The sequence below is a fragment of the Streptomyces sp. 891-h genome (assembly GCF_022760275.1).
GTDB classification, from domain to species: domain Bacteria; phylum Actinomycetota; class Actinomycetes; order Streptomycetales; family Streptomycetaceae; genus Streptomyces; species Streptomyces spirodelae.
Map to the genome: position 1 here is coordinate 2329192 of NZ_CP050693.1, position 25381 is coordinate 2354572.

The 25381-nt window shown below is 70.3% G+C and carries 23 protein-coding genes and 1 tRNA gene; 10 read left to right on the forward strand and 14 right to left on the reverse strand.

Features of this window, described 5'->3' with window-relative positions:
• Positions 1-4 precede the first annotated feature (4 nt).
• The 10 genes from prfA to HC362_RS09860 all read right to left on the reverse strand — a co-directional run bounded on the left by prfA (position 5) and on the right by HC362_RS09860 (position 13126).
• Positions 5-1075, reverse strand: a complete 1071-nt coding sequence (gene prfA, locus HC362_RS09805; protein ID WP_209264744.1) for a peptide chain release factor 1 — start codon at positions 1073-1075, stop codon at positions 5-7.
• A gap of 134 nt (positions 1076-1209) precedes the next feature.
• Positions 1210-1434, reverse strand: a complete 225-nt coding sequence (gene rpmE / locus HC362_RS09810; protein ID WP_209264572.1) for a 50S ribosomal protein L31 — start codon at positions 1432-1434, stop codon at positions 1210-1212.
• A 203-nt stretch (positions 1435-1637) separates the two neighbouring features.
• Complete coding sequence (locus HC362_RS09815) at positions 1638-2810, reverse strand: LCP family protein (protein ID WP_243083522.1); 1173 nt, start codon at positions 2808-2810, stop codon at positions 1638-1640.
• Positions 2811-3293: 483 nt separating this feature from the next.
• Positions 3294-5396 (reverse strand): transcription termination factor Rho, encoded by a 2103-nt coding sequence (gene rho, locus HC362_RS09820; protein WP_243083524.1) that lies wholly within the window; start codon positions 5394-5396, stop codon positions 3294-3296.
• 403 nt (positions 5397-5799) lie between these two features.
• A complete protein-coding gene (thrB, locus tag HC362_RS09825) occupies positions 5800-6816 on the reverse strand; it encodes a homoserine kinase (protein WP_243083526.1) in 1017 nt (338 codons plus the stop codon).
• Positions 6817-7168: 352 nt separating this feature from the next.
• On the reverse strand, positions 7169-8293 hold the full coding sequence (gene thrC / locus HC362_RS09830) for a threonine synthase (protein ID WP_243088460.1): 1125 nt from the start codon (positions 8291-8293) through the stop codon (positions 7169-7171).
• Between the two features lie 127 nt (positions 8294-8420).
• A complete protein-coding gene (locus HC362_RS09835; protein WP_209264742.1) occupies positions 8421-9719 on the reverse strand; it encodes a homoserine dehydrogenase in 1299 nt (432 codons plus the stop codon).
• A 108-nt stretch (positions 9720-9827) separates the two neighbouring features.
• Positions 9828-11219: a diaminopimelate decarboxylase gene (lysA, locus tag HC362_RS09840; protein WP_243083527.1), complete on the reverse strand. Its 1392-nt coding sequence runs from the start codon at positions 11217-11219 to the stop codon at positions 9828-9830.
• Between the two features lie 36 nt (positions 11220-11255).
• On the reverse strand, positions 11256-12443 hold the full coding sequence (locus tag HC362_RS34895) for a DALR anticodon-binding domain-containing protein (RefSeq protein ID WP_279240085.1): 1188 nt from the start codon (positions 12441-12443) through the stop codon (positions 11256-11258).
• Positions 12444-12670: 227 nt separating this feature from the next.
• Positions 12671-13126, reverse strand: coding sequence for a response regulator (locus HC362_RS09860; protein WP_243088462.1), 456 nt, complete (start codon positions 13124-13126; stop codon positions 12671-12673).
• Positions 13127-13275: 149 nt separating this feature from the next.
• On the opposite strand from HC362_RS09860, the gene HC362_RS09865 reads away from it, so the two are divergent.
• The 4 genes from HC362_RS09865 to HC362_RS09880 all read left to right on the forward strand — a co-directional run bounded on the left by HC362_RS09865 (position 13276) and on the right by HC362_RS09880 (position 16638).
• Positions 13276-13347: transfer RNA gene (locus HC362_RS09865), tRNA-Arg, on the forward strand.
• A 779-nt stretch (positions 13348-14126) separates the two neighbouring features.
• Positions 14127-14606: a hypothetical protein gene (locus HC362_RS09870; RefSeq protein WP_243083530.1), complete on the forward strand. Its 480-nt coding sequence runs from the start codon at positions 14127-14129 to the stop codon at positions 14604-14606.
• A 327-nt stretch (positions 14607-14933) separates the two neighbouring features.
• Positions 14934-15263 (forward strand): hypothetical protein, encoded by a 330-nt coding sequence (locus HC362_RS09875; RefSeq protein WP_243083531.1) that lies wholly within the window; start codon positions 14934-14936, stop codon positions 15261-15263.
• 274 nt (positions 15264-15537) lie between these two features.
• On the forward strand, positions 15538-16638 hold the full coding sequence (locus tag HC362_RS09880; protein WP_243083532.1) for a branched-chain amino acid aminotransferase: 1101 nt from the start codon (positions 15538-15540) through the stop codon (positions 16636-16638).
• 101 nt (positions 16639-16739) lie between these two features.
• On the opposite strand, the gene HC362_RS09885 is transcribed toward HC362_RS09880, so the two are convergent.
• Positions 16740-17852, reverse strand: coding sequence for a hypothetical protein (locus HC362_RS09885; RefSeq protein WP_243083533.1), 1113 nt, complete (start codon positions 17850-17852; stop codon positions 16740-16742).
• 376 nt (positions 17853-18228) lie between these two features.
• Positions 18229-19230 (reverse strand): universal stress protein, encoded by a 1002-nt coding sequence (locus HC362_RS09890; protein ID WP_243083534.1) that lies wholly within the window; start codon positions 19228-19230, stop codon positions 18229-18231.
• A 512-nt stretch (positions 19231-19742) separates the two neighbouring features.
• Here HC362_RS09890 and HC362_RS09895 point away from each other — a divergent pair.
• From HC362_RS09895 to HC362_RS09910, 4 genes are all read left to right on the forward strand, one after another.
• Positions 19743-20144, forward strand: coding sequence for a rodlin (locus tag HC362_RS09895; RefSeq protein WP_243083535.1), 402 nt, complete (start codon positions 19743-19745; stop codon positions 20142-20144).
• Positions 20145-20467: 323 nt separating this feature from the next.
• Positions 20468-20704 carry a chaplin gene (locus tag HC362_RS09900; protein WP_243083536.1) on the forward strand — a complete coding sequence of 79 codons (237 nt, stop codon included), beginning with the start codon at positions 20468-20470 and terminating at the stop codon, positions 20702-20704.
• A 152-nt stretch (positions 20705-20856) separates the two neighbouring features.
• Positions 20857-21495 carry a chaplin family protein gene (locus tag HC362_RS09905; protein WP_243083538.1) on the forward strand — a complete coding sequence of 213 codons (639 nt, stop codon included), beginning with the start codon at positions 20857-20859 and terminating at the stop codon, positions 21493-21495.
• Between the two features lie 747 nt (positions 21496-22242).
• On the forward strand, positions 22243-22650 hold the full coding sequence (locus HC362_RS09910; protein ID WP_243088463.1) for a rodlin: 408 nt from the start codon (positions 22243-22245) through the stop codon (positions 22648-22650).
• A 326-nt stretch (positions 22651-22976) separates the two neighbouring features.
• On the opposite strand, the gene HC362_RS09915 is transcribed toward HC362_RS09910, so the two are convergent.
• Positions 22977-23432: a hypothetical protein gene (locus tag HC362_RS09915; RefSeq protein ID WP_243083540.1), complete on the reverse strand. Its 456-nt coding sequence runs from the start codon at positions 23430-23432 to the stop codon at positions 22977-22979.
• Between the two features lie 275 nt (positions 23433-23707).
• Between HC362_RS09915 and HC362_RS09920 the strand changes: the two genes are divergently transcribed.
• Positions 23708-24208 (forward strand): DUF5949 family protein, encoded by a 501-nt coding sequence (locus tag HC362_RS09920; protein WP_243083542.1) that lies wholly within the window; start codon positions 23708-23710, stop codon positions 24206-24208.
• Between the two features lie 75 nt (positions 24209-24283).
• Here HC362_RS09920 and HC362_RS09925 read toward each other — a convergent pair whose 3' ends face one another.
• Entirely contained in the window at positions 24284-24829 is a 546-nt protein-coding gene (locus HC362_RS09925) for a carboxymuconolactone decarboxylase family protein (protein ID WP_243083543.1), read from the reverse strand.
• A gap of 80 nt (positions 24830-24909) precedes the next feature.
• Between HC362_RS09925 and HC362_RS09930 the strand changes: the two genes are divergently transcribed.
• On the forward strand, positions 24910-25380 hold the full coding sequence (locus HC362_RS09930; RefSeq protein ID WP_243083544.1) for a MarR family transcriptional regulator: 471 nt from the start codon (positions 24910-24912) through the stop codon (positions 25378-25380).
• Position 25381 lies beyond the last annotated feature (1 nt).

The following is a 25381-nucleotide window of genomic DNA, read 5'->3' on the forward strand; positions in this document are numbered from 1 at the left end:
GGCGTCACTGAGCGGCGGCCAGCTTGGCCGCGGAGTCCGCGTCCACACAGGCCTGGATGACCGGGTCGAGTTCGCCGTCCAGCACCTGGTCCAGGTTGTAGGCCTTGAACCCGACGCGGTGGTCGGAGATCCGGTTCTCCGGGAAGTTGTAGGTGCGCACCCGCTCGGACCTGTCGACCGTACGTACCTGGCTGCGGCGCGCGTCCGAGGCCTCCTTCTCGGCCTCCTCCTGCGCCGCGGCCAGCAGCCGGGCGCGCAGGATGCGCAGGGCCTGCTCCTTGTTCTGGAGCTGGCTCTTCTCGTTCTGGCAGGAGACGACGATGCCGGTCGGCTCGTGGGTGATGCGCACGGCCGAGTCGGTGGTGTTGACCGACTGGCCGCCGGGACCCGAGGAGCGGTAGACGTCGATGCGCAGATCGTTGGGGTTGATCTCCACATCCACCTCCTCGGCCTCCGGCAGCACCAGGACACCGGCGGCTGAGGTGTGGATACGGCCCTGGGACTCGGTCGCGGGCACCCGCTGCACGCGGTGCACCCCGCCCTCGTACTTCAGCCGCGCCCATACGCCCTGCCCCGGCTCGGTCGCGCCCTTGGACTTCACCGCCACCTGGACGTCCTTGTAGCCGCCCAGGTCGGACTCGTTGGACTCGATCAGCTCGGTCTTCCAGCCGTTGCGCTCGGCGTAGCGCAGATACATCCGCAGCAGGTCACCGGCGAACAGCGCGGACTCGTCGCCGCCCTCGCCCGCCTTGATCTCCAGGATGACGTCCTTGTCGTCGCTGGGGTCGCGCGGGACCAGCAGCAGCCGCAGCCGCTCGGTCAGCTCCTCCCTGCGCCGCTCCAGCTCCTTGACCTCGTCGGCGAAGTCGGAGTCCTCAGCGGCCAGTTCCCGCGCGGTGCCGATGTCGTCCCCGGTCCGCTTCCACTCGCTGTAGGCGGTGACGATGGGGGTGAGTTCGGCGTAGCGCTTGTTCAGCCGACGGGCACCCGCCTGGTCGGCGTGGATCGCCGGATCGGCGAGCCGCCGCTCCAGGTCGGCGTGCTCGCCGACGAGTTCCTCGACCGCCTCGAACATCGTGGCCATCCCTTACTGATGAGTGGAGGCGCCGCCTCGCCGCGGGGGCGGCCGGCGCCGGGGCGCTGAGCACCAAAAGAGCGCCGGGCCGCGCTGCCCGGCAGGGGCAGCCGCGGACCGGCGCTGCGGTGTCGCTACTTCTTGGCGCTGCCGGCGCTCTTGCCGAAGCGGGCCTCGAAGCGGGCCACGCGGCCACCGGTGTCGAGGATCTTCTGCTTGCCGGTGTAGAACGGGTGGCAGGCCGAGCAGATGTCGGCGCGGATGACGCCTTCCGACATGGTGCTACGCGTGGTGAACGAGTTGCCACAGGTGCAGCTCACCTGGGTCTCGCGGTACTCGGGGTGGATGTCGCGCTTCAAGGTCACTCCTAGGTTCGGGAGGGCACCGGGTCGGGAGACGGGTTGTTTCCCGTGAACCGGGGCCGACGGTCCAGTTTGCCACTGGTTCCCGCACCCCCCAAAACCGGGGGCGGCACCCGGTTATTCCCCACGCGCCCTGCAACGCACGGCCAAGGGCAGCCCGAATCCAGCACAGGCTTCGGAGCGGCCCCGGGCAGGAGGCCCTAATCCTGCTTCTGGCTGCCGGCCTCCACGGTCCCGCGCTCTTCCCGCACGACCCCGCCTATATCGGTCTTGTCGGCCGCCGAACCCTTCGTCGCTGACTTGGGCACCGGCTGGTCGTGCTTGATCGCGGACCAGACCTTCTTGGTCTTGGAGTCGACCTGTATCACCCGGTTCGGGTCCTGCGGGTCGTACTCGACCGGCAGCGTCGTCATCTGGATGTCGTCGGACTTGATCCCCTTGAGCATCTTCGCCAGGCCGGTCAGCTTGCCGACCGAGTTCAGCTCCGAGTCGGTGGTGACCGCCGAGGTGGCGGTGTCGGCCAGGTCGTAGAGCTTCTTCGGGCTGCTGAACAGGCCCACGCTGTTGACCTGGTCGATGAGCGCCTTCAGGAACGCCTGCTGGAGCTGGATACGGCCCAGGTCGCTGCCGTCGCCCACGCCGTGCCGGGTGCGGACCAGCCCCAGGGACTGCTCGCCGTCGAGGCGGTGGGTGCCCGCCTTGAGGTTCAGGTGGCTGTCCTTGTCGTGGATCGCCTTGTGCGTGGTCATCTCGACGCCGCCGAGGGTGTCGATCAGCCGCTGGAACCCGGCGAAGTCCACCTCGAGGTAGTGGTCCATCCGGACGCCGGAGAGGGACTCGACCGTCTTGACCGCGCACGCCGGGCCGCCGACCTTGTAGGCCGAGTTGAACATGGCCCGCTGCGGCGGAACGTTTTTCCCGCCTTCCGACTTGTCGCCCTTGCAGCTGGGCCGGTCCACCACGGTGTCCCGGGGTATCGAGACGACGCTGGCCTTGTCGTGCTTCTCGTTGATGTGCAGCACCATCGCGGTGTCCGAGCGGGCGCCGCCCTCGTTCTTGCCGTACTTCGCGTTGGCCCCGGCGCGGCTGTCCGAGCCGAGCACGAGGATGTCCATGGAGCCGTTCGGCACGTCCTCGGGCCGGTTCTTGCCCAGGGCCGCGTTGATGTCGACCCCGGATATGTTGCCGTCCAGCTTGAAATAGACGAACCCCAGGCTCGTCCCGCCGAGCGCGACCGCGCCCGCGACGGTCCAGGCTGCGGCCCGCACTGCGCGCCGGCGTCCGCTGAGCGGCCTGCGACGACGGCCGGAGGCTCGTATGCCCCGGGAGCGGCGTGCTCCCGCCGTGTCGCCCTCGTAGCTGTCGCCCGCCATGGTCACTTCCCTCAGTCCTGCCTCGTGGCGCCGTTGTCCCTGTGTGGACGTCGTCCGGTGGAGACGTTGTCCCGTGGGGACGCTGCGTCTCGCCGGAAGGGTTGCACAGCGGACCATCGCGCACGGTGAGAGCACGTGACGGGACAGCGGCGTACGGACCGGGCCGCAACGCGGCACTACTCCCGTTTTACCTGCGACGACGTACCCGCGCCTGCCGAGACGACACCGGTTACCGGCGAGGAGGGCCTGTGGGCAAGCTCTCAGCAGCCAAAACGGACGGCGAGGGCCGCCCCACCGTGTGTGGTGGGACGGCCCTCGCCGTCATCCGTCCGGGTGACCCCGGACCCGCGGACCTCAGTCCTGGCCGTTGCCCGGGGTCGGTGTCGTCTTCTGGAGCCCCTCCTCCATCCGCGCCCCTCGCAGTGCTCGGCCCTGGGGGCCTCCCACGCTTCGGAACGCTGCGACGGACTCCGTCCGTCGGTCTCAGTCCTGGCCGTTGCCCGGGGTCGGTGTCGTCTTCTGGATCTGGAGCAGGAACTCCGCGTTGGACTTCGTCTGCTTCATCTTGTCCAGCAGCAGCTCGATGGCCTGCTGCTGGTCAAGGGCGTGCAGCACGCGCCGCAGCTTCCAGACGATCTGGAGCTCCTCGTTCGCCATGAGGATCTCTTCCTTACGGGTGCCGGACGCGTCCACGTCCACCGCGGGGAAGATCCGCTTCTCGGCGAGCTTCCGGTCGAGCTTGAGCTCCATGTTGCCGGTGCCCTTGAACTCCTCGAAGATGACCTCCTCCATCCGGGAGCCGGTCTCCACCAGCGCCGCGGCGAGGATCGTCAGGGAGCCGCCGTCCTCGATGTTGCGCGCCGCGCCGAAGAACTTCTTCGGCGGGTAGAGCGCCGTCGAGTCGACACCACCGGAGAGGATACGGCCCGAGGCCGGCGCCGCCAGGTTGTAGGCGCGGGCGAGCCGGGTGATGTTGTCCAGCAGGATCACCACGTCGTGGCCCAGCTCCACCAGCCGCTTCGCCCGCTCGATGGCCAGCTCGGCGATGGTGGTGTGGTCCTCGGCCGGGCGGTCGAAGGTCGAGGAGATGACCTCGCCCTTGACCGACCGCTGCATGTCGGTGACCTCTTCCGGACGCTCGTCCACCAGGACGACCATCAGGTGGCACTCGGGGTTGTTCCGGGTGATGGAGTTCGCGATCGACTGCAGCACCGTGGTCTTGCCCGCCTTGGGCGGGGCCACGATCAGACCGCGCTGCCCCTTGCCGACCGGCGAGACCAGGTCGATGATCCGCGAGGTCAGCTGGTTCGGCTCGGTCTCCAGCCGCAGGCGCTCCTGCGGGTAGAGCGGGGTGAGCTTGTTGAACTCGGAACGGCCCTTGCCGTCGTCGGGCGACATGCCGTTGACCGAGTCGAGGCGGACCAGCGCGTTGAACTTCTCGCGCCGCTCGCCCTCCCGCGGCTGGCGCACGGCGCCGGTGACGTGGTCGCCCTTGCGCAGGCCGTTCTTGCGGACCTGGGCCAGCGAGACGTACACGTCGTTGGGCCCCGGCAGGTAGCCGGAGGTGCGCACGAACGCGTAGTTGTCGAGGATGTCGAGGATGCCCGCGACGGGGATCAGGACGTCGTCCTCGGCGATCTGCGGCTCGAAGTCCTCCCGGCCGCCGCGCCGGCCCCTGCGGTCGCGGTAGCGGCCGCGCCGCCCGCGACGGCCGCCGCCGCCCTCGTCGTCGAAGTCGTCCCGGCCGTCCCGGCGACCGCCGCCACCACCGGCCTGGTTCTGCTGGCCGCCACCGCCGCCGTCGTTCTTGTTGCGGTTGCGGTCGCGGTCGCGCTGGCGCTCGCGCTTGGAGGGACGGTCCTGCTGCTGCTTGCCGTCGCCGGAGGGGCCGCCCTTGCCGTCCCTGCCATCCTTCTCGGACCGCTCGGACTTGCCGTCCTGAGCCGCCTGCTTGCCGTCCTGGGCGCCCTGCTTGCCGCTCTCGCCGCCGGACTTTGCGTCCGTACGGCCCTCGGCGGTGTCGGCAGCGGCCTCGGCTTTGGTGCGGCGGCCACGGCCGCCCTCCTGGGCGGCCTTGGCGTCGCCCTCGGTCTGGCCGGGGATGTCGATCTGCTGCTGGCTGCCCTGCGCGTCCTGCTGCGCGGCCTCGGCGTCGCCGGTACGGGCGCGGGAGGTGGCGCGGCGCTTCGGCTTCGTCTCCTCGGCGGGCGCGCCGTTCTCGGCGGCCTTGCCCTGCTTGCTGTCGGAGACCTTGCTCTGTTTGGTGTCGGCTGCCTTGCTGTCGGCGGCCTTGGCGCTCTTGCCCGAGGCGGCGGGCGCGGAGTCCGAACTGCCGCCCGCCTGGCGCTCCTTGATGACCTCGATCAGCTGGCTCTTGCGCATCCGCGCGGTGCCCCTGATGCCGAGGCTGGAGGCGACCTGCTGGAGCTCGGCCAGAACCATGCCCTCGAGCCCTGTGCCGGAGCGCCGACGCCTGGGTGCGGCACCGGAGGCAGGCGTGGCTGATGCGTCCGTAGCGGCGGGCGCCGCGGCACCGTCGGCTGCGGTATCGGCGTTCACGCCCATCAGATCGGTGGTGTCGCTCACGAAGGGTCCTTCCCTGGAGCGGACGTCGGCCAGTCTGGCTCGGCGACCGGTTGTGCTGTCCGGATGGGGTCCTGTGTTCGCGGACCTGACCGGGGCGGTGGTCCCGCCTGGATGTACGGCGGGGAGATCAGTACGTGGGTTCGGCGTGAAGCCTCGACATGGATGTCCTTCACGTCGGCTCCGGAGCGTGTTCGCCCCTGCCCGGCAGTGGGCCGAGCAGTGTGGGAGGCTCCTGGGAGAAGAGGTGGTCCCTGCTGGGGCTGCCAGGGGAACACGCAAGCACCGCACTCTTCGAACCATCGCACTTTCCTGTGCGGGGCCCACGAGACTGCGAGTGCAGACTTGAGGTTAACACTACCGGATCCAACAAACATTCCCCCTCTCAAAGATCCGCAACCCGCTCTCACCGGGGCCCGCTGCCCGTGCCTCCCGGTGTGTTTCCGTTTTCGTCCTCGGTCCCGCTCAAGCCCTTGCTTCCGGCGTTTTCGCTGGTCCGGCCGCCTGCGGACAGCGGCAGGACGCTGGCTCCCGCCAGGTCGAGGGCCAGCCGGTTGGCCGTCCAGCCCTCTCCCGCCAGCCGGGAGACCTTGTCGGCCTCGCCGTCGTCGGCGGCCAGCGCCAGGACCGTCGGGCCGGCGCCGGAGATCACGGCGGGGACGCCGTCCGCGCGCAGCCGCCCGACCAGGTCGGCACTCTCCGTCATCGCCGGGGCGCGGTACTCCTGGTGCAGCCGGTCCTCGGTGGCGGCCAGCAGCAGCTCGGGGCGGCGCGTCAGTGCCTCGACGAGCAGCGCGGCGCGCCCCGCGTTGAACGCCGCGTCCACGTGCGGCACGGAGCGGGGCAGCAGCCCACGCGCGGTCTGTGTGAGCAGGGGCTTCGCCGGAACGAAGACCACTGGGACGAGGGACGCGGCGGGTTCCATCCGCAGCGCGCGGGCCGCTCCCCCATCCGTCCATGCCAGGGTAAATCCACCGAGCAGGCAGGCGGCGACATTGTCGGGGTGGCCCTCGATCTCGGTGGCGAGTTCCAGCAGCGCGGTGTCGTCCAGCCGGGCCTCGCCGCCGGTGGTCACGGCGCGGGCCGCCATCACGCCGGCGCAGATGGCGGCGGAGGAGGAGCCCAGGCCGCGGCCGTGCGGGATGCGGTTGGCGCACACCACCTCCAGGCCGCGCGGCTGCCCGCCCAGCAGGTCGAAGGTGGTGCGCAGGGACCGGATGAGCAGGTGGTTCTCGTCGCGGGGCAGGGTGTCGGCGCCCTCCCCTGCGATGTCGATGTGCAGACCGGAGTCGGCGACGCGGACCACCACGTCGTCGTACAGCCCCAGGGCGAGGCCCAGGGCGTCGAAGCCGGGGCCGAGGTTGGCGCTGGTGGCGGGGACGCGCACCCGGACGGCGGCGGCGCGGAACGCGGGACCGGCCATCTCTCGATGACTCTCCTTGGTTTGGGTTTGCGGAGCATCCCCTCGACCGCGGCTGCGCCGGACCGGTCACGGCTCCGCGCTCACCCGCGGTGGGGACGTACGGGAGTCGGGGTGAAACTCAGCCTATCGAAGGTGGGTTCACTGGCGACATAGGGCGCACGGGAGGCGCACGATGCGTGTCGCGAGCCTCCCCGTGCTTCCGCGCGGTACACACGACGGTACACACGTACGGCGCACCGGTCCGTTGCCGCCCGGGACGGAACCGGCACACAGGTTCTGCCCCGTGTACCGGCCCCGGGAAACCGACCTGAACCCAACCGGTTCAGACCAGTGGCGGAAGGTGTCGCGCTGCTCAGGCGAGGCCGAGGCGCTCGGCGGCGGCGTCAGCGTCGACGGGGACGACGATGGGCTGCGGCGCGCCCGCAACCGCCCAGTCGGGGTCCTTGAGGCCGTTGCCGGTCACGGTGCAGACGATGCGCTGCCCCGCCTCGACCTTGCCCTGCTCGGCCGCCTGGATCAGACCCGCGACCGACGCCGCGGAGGCCGGCTCCACGAACACGCCTTCCTGTGCGGCCAACAGCCGGTAGGCCCGCAGGATCTGACGGTCGGTCACCGAATCGATGAAGCCGCCGGACTCGTCCCGCGCCTGCTCTGCCAGCGTCCAGGACGCCGGGTTGCCGATCCGGATGGCGGTGGCGATGGTGCTCGGCTCCTTGACGGCCTCGCCACGCACGATCGGCGCCGCACCGGATGCCTGGTAGCCCCACATCCGCGGGGTGCGAGTGGCGGGCCCCTCCTGGTGATACTCCCGGTAGCCCTTCCAGTACGCGGTGATGTTGCCCGCGTTGCCCACCGGGAGGACGTGGATGTCGGGCGCGTCCCCGAGCATGTCCACGATCTCGAACGCGGCCGTCTTCTGCCCCTCGATCCGCACCGGGTTGACCGAATTGACCAGCGCCACCGGATACTTGTCCGACAGCCCGCGAGCCAGCTCGAGGCAGTCGTCGAAGTTGCCGTCGACCTGGAGGATCTTGGCGCCGTGCACCAGCGCCTGCCCCATCTTGCCCAGCGCGATCTTCCCCTGGGGCACCAGGACGGCACAGACCATCCCGGCCCGTACGGCGTAGGCCGCGGCCGACGCCGAGGTGTTCCCGGTGGAGGCGCAGATGACGGCCTGGGCCCCCTCCTCCTTGGCGCGGGTGATGGCCATCGTCATCCCGCGGTCCTTGAAGGAACCGGTCGGGTTGGCGCCCTCGACCTTGAGGTGGACGTCGCAGCCGGTCAGCTCGGAGAGCTTCTGGGCCGGCACCAGCGGGGTGCCGCCTTCACGGAGTGTGACGGGGGTGGTCTCGGGGGCGACCGGCAGGCGGTCGCGGTACTCCTCGATGATGCCGCGCCACTGCGGGCGCCCCGCGGCGAGCCCCGCCGCCCCGGGGGCGGGCGCGGCTGAGGCGTCGGCGTCGCCTGCGGCGCGCATCTGTGACATCGGAGGCTCCATGACGGTCACTGTTCCTTGGCTCCCTTACTGACCATTGTCCGACGCTGCCCACCGCGCCGGGCTGCTCGCGCTCCGCGCCGCCGGTCGGTCGCGGCGCTCGGCACGTTCACTCCCCCTCGACCCGCATGATGCTGGCCACCCCGCGCACCGTGTCGAGGCCGCGCAGGGCCTCGACCGTCGCGCCGAGCGCCGCGTCCTGGGCCCGGTGGGTGACGACGACGAGCCAGGCTCCGTCGTGCGCGCCTTCCTTGCCCTTCTGCCGCACGGTGTCGATGGAGACGCCGTGCTCGGCGAAGACCGTGGCCACCTGCGCCAGCACGCCGGGTTTGTCGGCCACGTCCAGGCTGATGTGGTAGCGGGTGACCACCTCGCCCATCGGCGAGACGGGGAGCTGCGCGTAGGCGGACTCGCCCGGACCCCTGCCGCCGTTGAGCTTGTTGCGGCAGGCGGCCACCAGGTCGCCCAGTACCGCCGAGGCGGTGGGCGAGCCGCCCGCTCCCGGGCCGTAGAACATCAGCTGCCCGGCCGCCTCGGACTCGACGAAGACCGCGTTGTATGCCTCGCGCACCGAGGCCAGCGGGTGGCTGAGCGGGATCATCGCGGGGTGCACCCGGGCCGTCACCGAGCGGCCGTCCTCGGCGCGCTCGCAGATGGCCAGCAGCTTCACGGTGCACCCCATGCGTTTCGCGGAGGCGATGTCGGCCGCCGTCACATCGGCCAGCCCCTCGCGGTGCACATCGTCCAGGCGTACCCGGGTGTGGAAGGCGATGCCGGCCAGGATGGCGGCCTTGGCCGCCGCGTCGAAGCCCTCCACGTCGGCTGTGGGGTCGGCCTCCGCGTAGCCGAGCGCGGTGGCCTCGTCCAGCGCCTCGCTGTAGCCGGCCCCGGTGGACTCCATCCGGTCGAGGATGAAGTTGGTCGTGCCATTGACGATGCCCAGGACCCGGTTGACCTTGTCGCCCGCCAGGGATTCGCGCAGCGGGCGGACCAGCGGGATGGCGGCGGCCACGGCGGCCTCGTAGAAGAGGTCGACGCCGTACTTCTCGGCGGACTCGTGGAGGGTGGAGCCGTCCTCGGCCAGCAGCGCCTTGTTGGCCGTCACGACGCTGGCGCCGTGCTCGAAGGCCGAGGTGATCAGGGTCCGCGCGGGTTCGAGGCCGCCAATGACCTCGACCACCACATCGATGTCCTCGCGCGCCGCGAGTCCCGCGGCGTCGGTGGTCACCAGCGCGGGGTCGACACCCTCGCGGACCCGGTCGGGACGGCGTACGGCGACCCCCGCCAGCTCCACGGGGGCGCCGATACGTTGTGCGAGGTCTTCGGCGTGCGTCGTCATGATGCGTGCCACCTCTGAGCCGACAACCCCGTAGCCCAGCAGCGCCACTTTCAGCGGACGCGTACGCATCATCTGACCTCTTTTTCCGTCTGTCCCGTCAACAGCAGTTGGTTGTCAAGTCTCACTTACCGAAACGGAGATTCCACGCCTGGTCCAGTATGTGGGACGTATATCTCGCTACCCGACATCGAGTCGCAGAAGATCTTCCTCCGTCTCGCGCCGGACGATCGTCCGCGCCTGCCCGTCCCGTACCGCGACGACCGGCGGACGGAGCGCGTGGTTGTAGTTGTTCGCCATCGACCGGCAGTACGCACCGGTCGCGGGCACCGCCAGCAGATCGCCGGGCGCCAGGTCCGCCGGCAGGAACGCGTCCCGTACGACGATGTCACCGCTCTCGCAGTGCTTGCCGACCACCCGGCTGAGCATCGGCTCCGCCTGGGAGGCCCGCGATACCAGCGCCACGCTGTACTCGGCGTCGTACAGCGCCGTGCGGATGTTGTCCGACATACCGCCGTCCACGCTCACATACGTGCGCAGCCCCTCCAGTTCCTTGAGCGTGCCCACTTCGTACAGCGTGAAAGCCGTCGGCCCCACGATGGCACGCCCCGGCTCCACCGAGAGCCGCGGCACCGCCAGGCCCGCCGCCTCGCACTCGCGCGTGACGATGTCACCCAGCGTCTTGGCGATCTCGTGCGGCTCCCGCGGGTCGTCCTCGGGCGTGTACGCGATCCCGAGGCCGCCGCCCAGGTCGATCTCCGGCAGCTCGACCCCTTGCTCGTCCCGGATCTGCGTCAGCAGCCCCACCACCCGACGGGCCGAGACCTCGAAGCCCGCCATGTCGAAGATCTGCGAGCCGATGTGCGAGTGGATACCGGTCAGCTCCAGGCTGTCCAGCATCAGCACCCGGCGCACCGCCTCGGCCGCCTGGCCCCCGGCCAGCGCCAGGCCGAACTTCTGGTCCTCGTGCGCGGTCGCGATGAACTCGTGCGTATGCGCCTCGACGCCCACCGTGACCCGGATCTGCACCGGCTGCCGCCGCCCCAGCCGCTCGGCGACATGCGCGACCCGGGCGATCTCCTGGAACGAGTCCAGCACGATCCGCCCCACGCCCGCCTCGACGGCCCGGGTGATCTCCTCGTTCGACTTGTTGTTGCCGTGCAGCGCGATGCGCTCAGCCGGCATACCGGCCGCCAGCGCGGTCGCCAGCTCCCCGCCGGAGCACACGTCGAGGTTCAGCCCCTCCTCGTGCAGCCAGCGCACGACCGCGCGGGAGAGGAACGCCTTCCCGGCGTAGAACACATCGGCTTCCTGCCCGAACGCTTCACGCCAGGCGCGGCACCGGGCGCGGAAGTCGGTCTCGTCCATCACATACGCGGGAGTGCCGAACTCCTCCGCGATCCAGCGGACATCCAGCCCGCCGACGCTGACGGCCCCCTCCGGCGTCCGCTCGACGGTCTGCGCCCACACGCGCGAGTCGAGCGAGTTGAGGTCGGCCGGCGGCGCGGTGTAGTGCCCCTCCGGCAGAACGTCTGCGTGCCGGGGGCCTGCGGGGTGTGCGGAACGGCTCATGATCGTGTCCCTGTGTCCCTTTTGCTGATCAAAGTCTCAAAGATGTGCGGGTGCGGTGACGCCGAGCTGGGACAGGCCGCCTGCCAGCACCGCTCCGGTGGCCTCGGCGAGGGCCAGCCGACCGCGGTGGACGGCCCCGGGTTTCTCCTCACCCCGGGGCAGCGGCTCACATACGTCATGGAACACGGCGAACGCCCCCGCGACGGCATCCAGATGCCGCGCCAGCGGGCCGGGCGCGGTGATCCGCGCCCGGTCGGCGAGCAGGGCCAGCAGCCGCGCACCGGCGGCACCGAGCGGCACCGCGCTCGCCGGCTCGGGCCACAGCCCGAGCCGGCGCCCGTTGCGCAGCAACGCACAGATCCGCGCATGCGCGTACTGCACCCGAAAGAGCGAGCTGCACCGCTCGGTGCGCACGGCGAGCTGCTTGGGGTCCTCCCCGGTGACCCTTGCCCACCGGGCGATGTCGTGTGCGGGGTGATCGGTGGGGGTGGGGAGTGGGGTGGCTTCGCGGGGTGCGGGGGGCCCGGGGTGGGCGGGGGGTGCGAGGGTTTCGACGGGAGGGGCGGCCTCGGCGGGGGCGCCGACCATGCAGGCCTCGGTGGCCACGTGGCCGGCGGAGGCGGATTCGCCGGGCCCGTGGCCGGCCGAGGCGGATTCGACGGTCGCGTGGCCGGCCACGGCGGGCTCGGCGAAGGTGCCGCCCGAGGCAGGCTCGGCTGCCTCGTGGCCAGCCACGGCGGGCCCGGGGAGAGCACCGGCCGAGGCGGACCCCGCAAGCGCGCCGACCGCGCCGACCGCGCCGACCGCGGCGGGCTCGGCGGAGCGGTGGCCGACGAAGGCGGGCTCGGCGGACGCATGGCCAACCGAGGCGGACTCGGCGAGAGCACCGTCCGGTCCGGAATCGGCGAGGGTGCGCAGCAGCGCTATACGCCCGGCGGACGTGAGCGTGACGTTCACGAAACCGGCGCCGACGACCTCGGCAGCCGCGATCGCCTCCTCGTCCCGCACCAGTCGCGCGGCCAGCGCCTCCGCGACCTCGCGCGCCGGACGCCCACAGGCCGCGGCGGCCTGGAACGCGACCCCGGTCGCGTAGTCACCGTCACCGCGCCGAGGCGGGGACTCGACGACCACGCGCGTACGGCCGCGGAGATCGTCCGCGCCTTCACCCGGGAGCACACGGGGCAGCGTGTGCCGGATGGCGCGGGAGAGCTGGGCGGGGGTCACAGAGCAAGCGTATGGGAGGTGGGGTGGGTACGCGCGAGCCGGTTTCGGCACCTGGACGCGAGCGCGACCGACCACGGCGGCGCTGGTCACACAGTGCGGCGAGAGGACGACGCTCGGCACCGGGAGCGGGGTGCCCACGGCGAGCCCGCCCCGGCTCCTCAACCGCTTCGGGCCCACCGACGCCCCCTCCGCCCCTCCGCCCCCGCGCGCAGCCCTCTTGCTCGGTCCTACGGTTCGACGACCTCGGAGACGACATCGAAGGCATCGTCGGCACCCGCGGGACCGTCATCGTCTCCACCCGCCCCGCCGGATCTCCCGTGCATCAGGCGGCGCACCATCCGCACCAGGTCCATGGGCTCGAACGGTTTCCCGAGAAACGCGTCCACCCCTCTCTCGCCGCCGACCACACCCCCGCCCTCCAGCTCGGTGCACGCGCTCACGAGCGCGAGCGGCAGGTGCCGCGTACGCGGATCGGCCCGCAGCCGCTCCGCCGTACGCACCCCGTCCAGACGCGGCATCACCGCATCGAGCGTCACGACATCGGGCCGGACTCGATGCACCACGTCCAGGCACTCGGCACCGTCGACGGCGGTCACCACCTCGAAGCCCTCAAGCTCGAGGTTGACCCTGATCAACTGCCGGATGACGCTGCTGTCGTCCACAACAAGCACCCGGCCGGACATACCTGGCACATCCAGAAGCGTAGGCGCGCCTCTCCACCTGCGTCCGGGTTTTGCCCATTTCCACCCCGCCCCCACCCTCCCGCACAACCCGTTCCTCCCCACCCCCGGTGACCTGGTAGTGTTCTACCTGTCGCCGCCAAGACGGCCACGCCCCCGTAGCTCAGGGGATAGAGCAACGGCCTCCGGAGCCGTGTGCGCAGGTTCGAATCCTGCCGGGGGTACTTTGATTTAAGTACCGAAACGCCCTGTGACCAGGTTGGATGCTGGTTGCGGGGCGTTTTTCGTTGTGCAGCGGGATGCGGCTGCCGGACAGCCCCCAGTACGGCGAAAGCCCCGGAACAGTCCGGGGCTTGGGGGCTGTCACTCGCTCTTCATCTCTGCTGCCGTGACATAAAACAGTCCCCGGAGTCCTCACCGTTGCCATCTGCCTCAGTCGTCGCTGAGGCTCCGGTAGCGAGGGGCTTCGGGGGCCTGGCCAGAGCCTGCGGGAATCTCCTGCCAGTGGACGTCTCCACTGCCGGTGCAATTCCCCGGTTTTCTGGTGTATTTCCCAGTTTCCACGCAATGTGGCCCATGTCAAGAGGCTCCGGGAGGCTCGACGGTTCCGCCCCTGCTGGGGCAGCCCCGGCGCGTAGGCGGTGAGGGGCCGTGTGCTCAGCAGGAACGCGCACCGCGCACCAGCTTGACCTCAGCTCCGTCGTATCTGCCTGCGCAGGGATGATCGACGGCTCAGCGTGCAGTGTCGGTGGGCTCGAGTCACCGGGCGCCGATTCTCGCCCCCCGGGGGACTCCCGGTGGCTGACTCGGCCAGCGAGCTGAGCGCGGAGGGTCGTACTCGCTGCTTGCGCGTCTCCGTACTCACTACCGCGCCGGCCGTTCGTCCTCCGCCGCTGGTCACCAAGTGTTCCGAACCCTGACCGCAGGTAGTCGGTGGGCAGGTTCGGATCCTGTCGGGTGCAACTGAGCCAGCCCGTGGTCGCAGTGGGATGATCTTTGTGGTGTGCTGCTGGTCGTGGATGGCGCTCTTTCGACTCTCATCGCGGTGTGCGGGACGCTCCTGGGTGCGGGGCTGACGCATGTGTTCCAGCGAAGAGCAGCGGCACGGGATCAGCGGTTCGTTGTGCAACAGCAGTTGCGTGCCGAGCGGATGGCCGTCTACAGCGACTTCGCCGGCGCGGTGACCGAGTTCCGTCGCGGGCAGCACGATCGCTGGCACCGCAAGAACGAGGACCCGGAGAGCTCGGCCTGCTTCGATGCCCGGGTCGAGGCGTACCGTCTGCGTGGCGTGGCCCTTCATGCCTTGTTCCGGGTCCAGCTCATAGCGAGCGAGCAGTCTCTGACGGACGCGGCCCAGCGGGCCTACGACCTCACCTCCGCGGCTCACGAAGCCACCAGCAAGCAAGAGCTGAACGCTCGTGGCACCGGTGCGCGGGAAGCGCTGGAGAGCTTCATAAAGCTCGCGTCGGCCGACGTGCGGTGATTTCACGTCCTGGACGGGAGTGCTGTGGCGTCTTTCGAGTGACGGTGGGGTCGAATGCGGCCCAGCCGGAGCCAGGGGTGGGGCCGACCAACAGGAGTGACAGCCAGGGCAGTTGGCGCCCAGGTGAGTCGTGGTGGGGGCTTGCGGTGGGGTGGGGGGTGGGTGAAGATCTGGCTCGGTGGTCATGATCGGTCGAGACCAGTTGCGTACGTGAGCGTACGCACGTAGGTCGCGCGGCGGATGGTCGGCCGCCGCTGAGGGCGCGTCCGGGGGTGCGGGTCGGGCGGTGACGTCTGTTTCCGCACCTGCCAACGGGGAGGACTGTTCATGTTCCGACTTCCGCGCGCTCTGGGTGCGCTGGTGGCCGGCGCCACCTTGGTCGTCGTACCTGTTCAAGCCGCCGGTGCCGCCGGTGCCGCCGGTGCCGCCGAGCCGGGGGCTGCGGCGCCGCAGATACTGGGTGCCTGCGCCGAGCTGACCGATCAGGGGCCGGGCTGGGCCTCGCTGCGCAATGACTGCGGCGTGGAGATCGACGGCTCCGTGCAGTTGAGCTCCGGCAAGAACCCGAAGTGCGTGACGATTCCCGCGTACGGAACGGGCACCGTGTACTGGAAGGGCAGCGGTACCGCCGAGTACGCGTACGACTGCTTGACGTAAAACGGCAGAAGGGGTGCGGGGGGGCGAGCACCGGTACGTGCGCCACCCCCTATCCCCTCCAGCCGCCCCATCGCCGTCCAGCCGCACCCGGCACGGCGAGGCGCGCGCCTCGCCGTGCCGGGTGCAAAGCCGTGTCGTGGAGAGGTCCGGCGACTTACGATGCCCGGGCGTCGTACGGCGACAGCGCCGGTACTGATGACGGTGCCGGGTGATGACGGGTGCTGGGCGACGGGTGCCGAGCGCCAGGTGGCGGGTGGCGGCGGGAGGAGTCGGTGTGAGTGCTGAATTTGCCGTGGTGCGGAGCGGGCGGCCCGTCGGGGCCGAGGAGCGGGCGGCGATCCTGGCGGCGCCCGGATTCGGGCGGCACTTCACCGATCATATGGCCGCGGCCACCTGGACGGCCGAGGGCGGCTGGGAGGGACACGAAGTGGGCCCGCTGGAGCCGTATCAGCTCCATCCCAGCGCCGCTGTGCTGCACTACGCGCAGGAGATCTTCGAGGGCCTGAAGGCATACCGGCACGATGACGGCAGCGTGTGGCTGTTCCGGCCGGAGGTGAACGCGCGCCGCTTCGCCCGCTCCGCCCGGCGGCTGGCACTGCCGGTGCTGCCGGAGGACGATTTCGTCACCAGTGTCGCCACGCTGGTGGAGGTCGACGAGCCGTGGGTTCCGGCGCCCGAGGGCGAGGAGAGCCTCTATCTGCGGCCGTTCATGTTCGCGTCCGAGGCGTTTCTGGGCGTACGACCGGCCTCCCGCGTCGAGTACGCCGTGATCGCGAGCCCGGCCGGGCCGTACTTCGAGTCCGGTGTCACCGGCGTGACCCTGTGGGTGACCAGCACATACACGCGCGCGGCCGAGGGTGGTACGGGTGCTGCCAAGTGCGGCGGCAACTACGCCGGGAGCCTGGCCGCACAGCGCGAGGCGGCGGAGCACGGCTGCGACCAGGTGCTGTACCTCGACAGTGCGGGCAAGGGAAATCTGGAGGAGTCCGGCACGATGAACCTCCTCCTGGTCACCTCGGACGGCCGGCTGGTCACCCCCGAGCTCGGCACCATTCTGGAAGGCGTCACCCGCGACACCCTGCTGGCGCTGGCCGGCGAGCACGGCCTGACCCCGGTGGAACGCTCGGTCAGCATCGGGGAGCTGCGCGCGGGCGTCACGGACGGCACCTTCGTCGAGGTGTTCGCCGCGGGTACGGCGGCTTTGGTCACCCCGATCACCGGGTTCAAGGGTGAGGGAGACGGCGGCGAGGGATACGAGTTCACCGTCGGTGACGGCTCACCGGGCAGGAAGACGGTCGAGCTGCGCGAGCATGTGCTGGACATCCAGTACGGCCGTGCTCAGGACACGCACGGCTGGCTGCACCGCGTGTGCTAGGGCGTCCAGCGCGCACCTCTGACAGGCTGGTGCCGCGTTCAGCACTTTTCAGCGTTTCTCGGCCAGGTCCACATCAGCATTTCGAGCCCTCGGCCGGGTGCTCATCGTGAGTCGACAAGTGCGTACTTTGCCGACAGCACAGCCGGCCGTCCGCTGCGCGGCAGGTGAGCGAGAGCTTGGCCGTGAAAGGTGCTGATGACGGTGGAGCGCGGCGTCGGGTCGTAGACGGCCTCCTCGCCGGACGGCGTCAGCTGGTAGCCGGGACGGGTGACGCGCAGCCGCTGCTGGTGTGCGAGGGGTACGACCGCCAGCACTCCCCCGTCCGCGGTGCGCAGCGCATAGCTGTCGCGATGGCGCGGCCGCGTCGGTACGAAGCGTCTTCGCGCCCCCTCGGCGCCGAGTTCGTCGTCGCGGTGCCGATAGGTGGACCGGGCCTCCTTCGTCACGGCGTTGGGGGCGAGTGCTGCGGCCTCCTGTGTGCCGCCCGTCTGCCACAGGTCCTCGTACATCGTCGGGATGTCGTACGGGCGCGGCGTACGGGCCCGGGAGGTGGGGTCCGCCTCGGTCGCCAGCCCTGACGGTGTCGTCGCGATGCGCGGCAGAGGTCCGGCCTGCAGCGGGAGCGCGGCGCGCAGGCGCCATGAGGCCGCGTCGCCGATGCTCTTCTTGCGGCCGGCGCCGTGCTTTCGCCTGTCCACTTGGTCGGCGCGCTCTGCCCGCTCTACCCGCTCTGCGCGCTCCGCACGCTCTGCCCGCGGGGTGTGCTCGGTGTGTTGAGCGTGCTCTCCCCGCTCCGCTTCGAAGACCAGCACGGTGGGCTGCGGGGTGGGACGGATACGGGTTGCGGTCACCAGGAACCACGAAGCGCCTGCCGGGATATGGAACTCCGGGTCGCGGTAGTGGGCGGGGCGGGTGAGCGCGGCCCGTTCGCGCTCGGGGAGTGAGGCGTACTGCCGGTAGGCAGCCTTCGAGCGCTCCAAGGCGTTGCCCGCCGCGACATCGGCCAGCAGGGCGGCGTCCCGTTCCCGGTCGGCCGTGGCCGCGACTCTCTCGTAGCGGCCGAGGATACGACGCGCCTGTGCGAAGGTCACGGCCGCGCGGGGGCGGCACGTCGGCGCGCTCGTACCACCGTTGGCACGGCCGTCGGTACGGCTGTCTCCGCTGCCGCATCCGGTCGCCGTACCGATGAGGAGAACAGCCGCGACGGCCAGCACGGTGGCGATGGAGGCCCCGGAACGGCTCGCCCGCCGGTGGGGGTTGCGACGTGGCTCGCCGCGCGCCGGTTTGCGGCGTACAGGGTTGCTCTTCGGGCGCCGGGACAGGCGTCGGAGGAGGCACGGGCGACAGCAGGCACACATGGTTGTGGGGGCTCCCGAGTGCAAGGCCGACGGGATGGTCGCGGTCGGAGTCGCCGGGCGGCGGACACGGACCCCCGTCGGTGTCCGGGCCCGGAACCTACTGGTTCACGCTCCGAGCAGGATGCCTCAACTCCCCTTCACAGACATCGGGTCGGCTGGGAATCTGGCCAAGCGATGCCCAGTAGCGGACGTCCGGGCACGGAATGGCACGCCTCCCTCCGTCGCCTTCGTCTCAGTCCGCGGCCTCGTTCCCCTGCGTGGGCCCGCGCCGATGTCCGCCATGCCCGTGCCTGTGCCCGAGTCCGCGTCCATGCCCGTGCCCGGGTCCATGCCCGTTCCCGAGTCCATGCCCGTGCTCGCGGTGCGCCCGTACGACCGCTACGGGGCAGTGCGCGTGGTGCAGCACCGCCTGGCTCACCGATCCGAGCAGCAGCCCGGTGAAACCGCCCCGGCCGCGCGCACCCACGACCAGCAGTTGGGACTCCTCGCTGGCGGCGATCAGTGCCTGCCTGGTGTACTCCTGGACGAGCCGGGGCGTCACCTCGACGTCCGGGTACTGTTCGCGCCACCCGGCGATCGCCGTCGCCAGTACCCGCTCCTCCTCGGCCCGGTAGAGGTCCACGTCGTAGTAGGTGGGCACCTGGATGCCGGGGCCCACCCCGATCGGTCCCATCCAGGCGTTCCAGTTGTGCAGTGCCACGAGTGCGGCACCGCGCAGCGACGCCTCTTTGAACGCCCAGCCGACGGCCGCGTCGCCCACTTCGGAACCGTCGACTCCGAGCAGCACCGGCCCGTCGGGGTGCTTCCTGCCGCGGGTGACCAGCACGGGGCACTCGGCGTGTGCGGAGAGGTACACGGCGACCGAGCCGACGAGCAGCCCGGTGAAGCCGCCGAGCCCGCGTGTTCCGACGACCACCAGCTCGGCGTCGCGCGACTCGGTGGCGAGGACGGATAGCGGCTCGCCCGGCACGACCGCGTGGGTGACCTCCACGGTCGGCTGGACGCTCTTGGCGCGGGCGGCGGCCTCCTCGGTTGTGCGGTCGGCGAGGCTGCGCATGCCCTCTTCGGGCGGTCCCGTGGCGGACGAGCCGAGCGGGACTTTCGTCGTCGGCCAGACGAACGCGTGCACGACGCGCAGCGAACCCCCGCGGAGCCTCGCCTCTCGCGCGGCGACATCGACGGCCTCCAGGCTCGACGGAGAGCCGTCGACGCCCACCACAACGGTCCCGCTCACGGCCGTGCTCCCTTCCGGGACCCGCCTGCCGCCGCACCCCGCGCCTCGTTCTCCGTGCCTCGCGCTGCGCGGTGCCGCACGCCCCTGCGTGACTCTCCATCCATACCGCCTCCATGCATACCGCCCATGCGCCGTTACGGCAGGAACGACTGCACCGAACGGGCGGGCTCCTCGGTCGAGGGGCAGCCGACGACTCGACCCGAAGCCGGTCGGAAGACGGCCGACAGACGGCGAACAGCCGACCGACAGACGGGCGGAAGACGGTCGACGGACGGCCTTCAGAAGGCGTGCGAACGGCCCACCGGGCAGCCCGCTGAACGGCTCCGAGTAAGGCCGGAAAAGGGGATGGAAAAAGGGCCGGGAGGAGGGTGGGAAAGGGCCGGAATGATCAACCGAGGATCACATATCGGCTGGTCAGAGTGTTGTCGTCCGGGTGAATATGCGCAACTAACCCGGTTTAGCCAAGTTGTCCAGTGCGCTCCGCGTCCGAGCTCCACGTCAGGAGGACTTCAATGATCAAGCACGCGCTCGCCACCGCGGCGGCCGCCACAGCCGTCGTCGGCGTGGCTGCTCCACAGGCCATGGCCACCGGCAACGACCAGGCCGCCACCACGATCAATGGCAACGGCGCCGACCAGATGTACGGCAACTCGGCCACCTACGGGAACTGGAGCCCGCAGTTCGCGCTGATCCAGGGCTCGCTGAACAAGCCGTGCATCGCCCTGCCGGACAAGCTCAACCTGGGCTCGCTCATCGGCCTCATTCCGATCACGGTTCAGGACATCAACCTCCTGTCCAGCAAGCAGACTCAGACGTGCGTCGAGAACTCCACCCAGACGAAGGGCGACGAGCCGCTGTCGCACTTCCTGCAGGACATTCCCCTCCTCTCCGGTAACGGCACCGGAAACCGCTGAGCGGCACGGCCGCGGCCAGAGCGGAACGCGGGCAATGGGCCCGGGGCGTTCGCCCCGGGCCTTCCGCTGTTTTCCGAGTCAATTACCGGACGTCATCCCTCGGGTGGGGGTGCACATAGGCGCACACACTCACATCGAGTGACGCAGCCGTGCCCATCATTACGCCAATGGAGGGATGAAGAAGGTAATTCGGCATAACTCGTGTCGTACGGATCGCGGCATCGTTACGAATGGCGACAGCGGAGTTGCGGGCGATCAGCCAGCACTCGTGGACATACGAAATCCGTGGTCCAGGGAAACCCCGCTTGAGAAAGGACTCCCACGTGAAGTACACGAAGGTCGCGACCGTTGCCGCAGGCACGCTGATGGCCCTGGGCACCGCCGCTGCTCCGGCCCTCGCAGACTCGGGTGCCCAGGGCGGCGCCGCCGACTCCCCCGGTGTCATCTCGGGCAATGTCATCCAGGTTCCGATCCACATTCCGGTTCAGGTCTGTGGCAACACCGTCAACATCATTGCCCTGCTCAACCCGGCGTTCGGCAACACCTGCGTCGCCGACTGACATTCCCCGCCCTCGTGCGCGGGAACCAGTTCGGACGGCTCCGGTGCGGGGAGTGGAGCCCACGCGCCGGAGCCGTCCGGTTTCCTGATACGCGGATACGGGATTCGGAGAATTCCGCGTCTTCCGCACCAGACTGAGAGCAGGAAGAGACCATGCGAAAGGTCTTGAGCAACAGCCTCCTGACCGCTGCCGCCGCTACGGGAGCGCTCGCGAGTGCAGCCGGATACGCACAGGCCGATGCGGGAGCCGGTGGTGGCGCCGCCGGCTCCCCCGGCGTCGGATCGGGCAACGTGGTCCAGGCTCCGGTGCATCTACCGGCCAGCATCTGCGGCAACACGCTGAACATCGTGGCGCTGCTCAACCCGGCGTTCGGCAACAACTGCTTCAACGGGCACGCCCCGGCCAAGCACCCTCCGCACCACCACAAGCCGCAGGAGAAGCCGTCGAAGCCGCCGCAGCAGGCCGAGGAGGAGCAGCCACCGGGAAGCGCCGAGGAGCAGCCGCCCGAGCGCGCTCCGGAGCGGCCCGCTGAGCCGGTGGAGAACCGCGTCGAGAAGCCCGCGACCCCGCAGGCCGACGAGCGTGCTCCGAAGGCCGAGAAGGAGATGCCGCCCGCCGGTACGGCCCACGAGGCCGCCCCGGGCGCTCCCCAGCCGGAGCCCGAGGCCCCGGCGTCCGATGTCCTGGCGGCGACCGGCGGGAGCGGCACCTGGGGTACGGCGGCGCTCGGTGTGGGCACGCTGCTGGGCGGCGTGGTGCTCTACCGCCGCTCGCTCCGGCGCGGCGCCTGACCCGTCCGGTCAGCCTGCCCCGTCGACTGTGGCTCGGCGCCCGGTCGGCCGGCTCTCTTCGCGTCGGCCGGCTCTCTTCGCGCGCGAGGACATACGCGAGGACATAAGCGGATCGCGGAACTCTCGCTTTGTGAGCAGTTCCGCGATCCGCGCGGTTCCGCGCATGCGCAGCCCCGAAAAAAGGGTGGGGAGTCGCGCGCTGTGCGACCCGAGCTGTACGGCCCGATGCGTAATGCACGCTGCGTGCGGTTTCCGGCTTGCCGCGCCATCGATCGCCGGGCGGACCGTCGGAACATCACACAGTTTCCGGGAGAAGAAAGACCCTATGAAATACAGAAGGACGGCCGCCGCCATCGCGGGCTCTGTGATGGCTCTGGGGGCAGCGTCGCCCGCCTTTGCGAGCGGGCCGCCTGCCGGACCTCGCGCGAGTTTGAACGGGGGTCTCGATTACGCGCTCGGAAGTGGCGAGCTGCTTTCCGCCTCTCCTCCGGTGGGTGTGGAAGGTCCGCAGTTCGACGCATTGGTGGAGGCGGTGAAGCGTCCCCTCAAGAGCGGGAAACTGATCGACGGCCGGAATCTGCTGGGAGGACTTCCGCCGGTCGAGTGAAAGCCCCGCGCCGGTAACGCATTTTCGGGTCACGGCGCACTCACCATTCAGGTGAAAAGGAAAAACTCATGAGGCGGAAGTCAGTTAGACCCGACGTCCCAGACTTCCGCACCATTCCAGGAAGAACGGTAGAACCCATGATGAAGAAGGCCCTGTCCACCGCAACGGTGGCCCTGTCGCTCGTCGGCATCTCCGCCATGGCCGCCCCGCAGGCGCTGGCCACCGGCAACGACCACGGCCCGACCACGGTCAACGGCAACGGCGCCGACTCCAGCGACAGCAACTCCGCCACCTACGGCAACATGAGCCCGCAGAACCAGCTCATCCAGGGCACCCTGAACAGGCTCTGCCTGCTGCCCATGGAGAAGATCAACGTGGGCTCCCTCATCGGTCTCATCCCGATCACGGTTCAGGACATCAACATCCTGTCCTCGTACCAGTCGCAGAAGTGCACGGAGAACTCGTCCCAGGCCAAGGGCGACGAGCCGCTGTCGCACGTCCTGGACGACATCTCGGCCCTCTCGGCCAACGGCGAGCGCAACCGCTGAACCGCGGCGTCGCGGCTCGAGACGAGGACCGCATAGAAGAAGCCACCGGCAGCCAGCCGGTGGCTTCTTCGCGTTCTGGGGCGGCCGCGTGAGGCGGAACCAGCGGATCGCTCAGCAGGCGCCGTGGCGGTGCGCGGGACGACGCCGCCCGGGTGCCCCGCGCCCCGGCAGGCCGAGGCCGTCCGTGAGACGGCATCGGCCTGCCGAGGGGCCTCGACTCGGCAGCACTTCGCCGGGTGGGCGACGCCTTGCCGGGTGGGCGACGCCTTGCCGGGTGGACGGTGCCTTGCCGGTTGAGCAGCGCTTCGTCAGTCCGCAGCGCTTCGTCAGCCTGGCAGCGCGTCGATCGCCTTGGTGGCCAGCGGGCCGACGAGGGGGAGTTCGCCGAGGGAGGCGCCGCGGGCGAGCGGGCCGGTGACGGCCGCGGTGCTCAGCGGGCGGAAGTCGGCGATCTGGGTACCGACGGAGTTGTCCAGCGGGTCGCTGCCGGTGTTGGCCAGCGGGTCGAGCTGGAGGTCGTTCACCGTCTCCAGCGCACTGCCGAGCGCCACGCCGGCTCCCCGCACCGTGTGCCGGACAGGTGTGGCGACGCTCTTTGTCACGCCTTCGAGCGCTACCTCACCGCCCGGTTTCCCCGCGTCGCCCTGCTCGGCCGCCACCGCCGCCCCGGCCGTCGGAACGGCCGATCCGAGGGCCGCACCGAGCACGGCGGCGAGAGCCCCGGCGCGGACGAGTACGCGGGGAGCGGGTGCTTTGTGACGGGGGGTACCGGACTTCAACATGTTCACCACCGAGTACGAGCTGCCCCGACGAAAGGCAACTGAGTGTTAGTAGATCGCTCCACAGCGTAGTCGTCGTAAAGGTGCCACTCCAGCTTGCGAAGGGACCCGCAGGGCTCCGGATGGCTCGCCTTGCCCTTCGGGGGACGACCGTCAGCGCCTGGGGCACGCACAGCTGAGCGACCGTACCCTCGGTGGCGTGCTCGCGGGCCGAATGTGGTCAACCAGGGTGATTCTGGCGCCGGATGCGGCCTCCCGCGCCGCTAAGGTGCCCCTCCATGACCTCCCCGCAGACCGCCCAAGGCGGCATTCAGCAGCAGCAGTTCGGCACCCTCAGCGTGGTGGGCTGGGCCGGCGAGTACGGAGACGGGCGGGACATGGCATTCCTGCTCCTCTTCTCACTCGGTGACGGCGTCGGCACCCGTGAGGAGACGGCCGCCGCCATGCGGCAGCTCGCGGAGGGCGCGGGGCTGAAGGTCGGCGGCGAGGTCCTGGACGCCACCACGGCCGGGCGGCAGTTTCCGGTGACCGTACTGGTGGAGGCGGGCCAAGTGGCGCTGACGCTGCCGAGGATGTCGGTGCAGTACCCGACGCCGCCCGAGTGGGTCGCCGCGGCGCACGACCGCGGGCACGTCTACTTCCTGCTCGCGACCGAGCCATGGACGCAGGCCCGGCACGACGACCAGGTCGACCAGGAGTCGCTGCGGGAGTTCGTGAGTGACGAGACGCTGGCCACCTCGGCACACTGCCTGCTCCCGGTGCGGCGGCTGGCGCGCTGACCCGCCGTCGGTCCAAGGAGCCTCGGAGCCGTGCGGCATCGGGCCCCAGGAAGACCTCGGGCGATCCGTGAGAGCTCAGGCGAACGGCTCCAGCTCCGGATCGACGGGTGCGCCGGTGAGCCTGTTGGCCAGTGTGGAGAGGGTGTACGCGCCGATACCGAGGACGACTTCGAGGGCTTGTTCCGCCGTGTAGCCGTGCGCGAGGAAGGCGTCGAGCGTCTCCGGGGCCACGGCGCCCGACCGGTCGAGGACTTCGAGGGTGAAGACGCGGACGGCTTCCAGGCGTGCGTCGGGGAGCGGGCGGGCCTCGCGCAGGGCTTCGATCAGTGCCTCGTCAGCCCGCAGAGAGCGCAGTGTGCGGGTGTGCATGGCGACGCACAGGTGGCACTCGTTTCGGGTCGCCACCGTGAGCACGACGGTCTCGCGTGCGAGTTGATCCAGGGTGGTCGCCTCGAAGGCGGCACTCATGCGCGTGAACCCCTCCAGCGTGTGCGGTGAGACCGCGAGCCGGGCCGTCGCGGAGGGGAGAAAACCGAGGCGTTGCCGGGTGGCCTCCATGATGCGCCGGGAGGTGGCGGGAGCGGTCTGCGGGGTGAGTTCGGCAAAGGGCGTTTCGGGCACGGCTGGTTCCTCTTCTAAGGTAGTCAACGTGGTTGTCGAAAAAAAGGTAAACCAGGTTGTCGAACTTGTCGAGGGCTGTCGTGTCTGAGCGGGAGCGGTGGGGATTCGAGCTGCCGTTGCTGCTGTTCGCCGGGTTCAGGTCGCTCATCGACCAGCTGCACACGGAGCTGGCCGACCACGGCCACCCGGAAATGCGCCCGGCACACGGCTTCGCGATGCAGGCCATCGGACGGGACGGAGTGACGGCGAGCGAGCTGGGACGGCGGCTGGGAGTCTCCAAGCAGGCGGCGGGCAAGACCGTGGACCGGCTAGCTGCGCTGGGCTACGCGGAACGGGTCGCCGATCCCGCTGACGCACGGCGCAAGCTGGTCAGGCTCACCGGCCGGGGCCGGGACGCGCTGGAGCTCTCCGCGGCGGTCTTCGAGGAACTGCGCGGCCGCTGGACCGACCAGTTGGGCCGGGAGCGGCTGACAGAGCTCGAGGACGCGCTGGAGACCGTGGTGGGCCCGGCGGCCTTCCGGCTGGATGCGGCGAGCTGGTTCGGGGACTGAC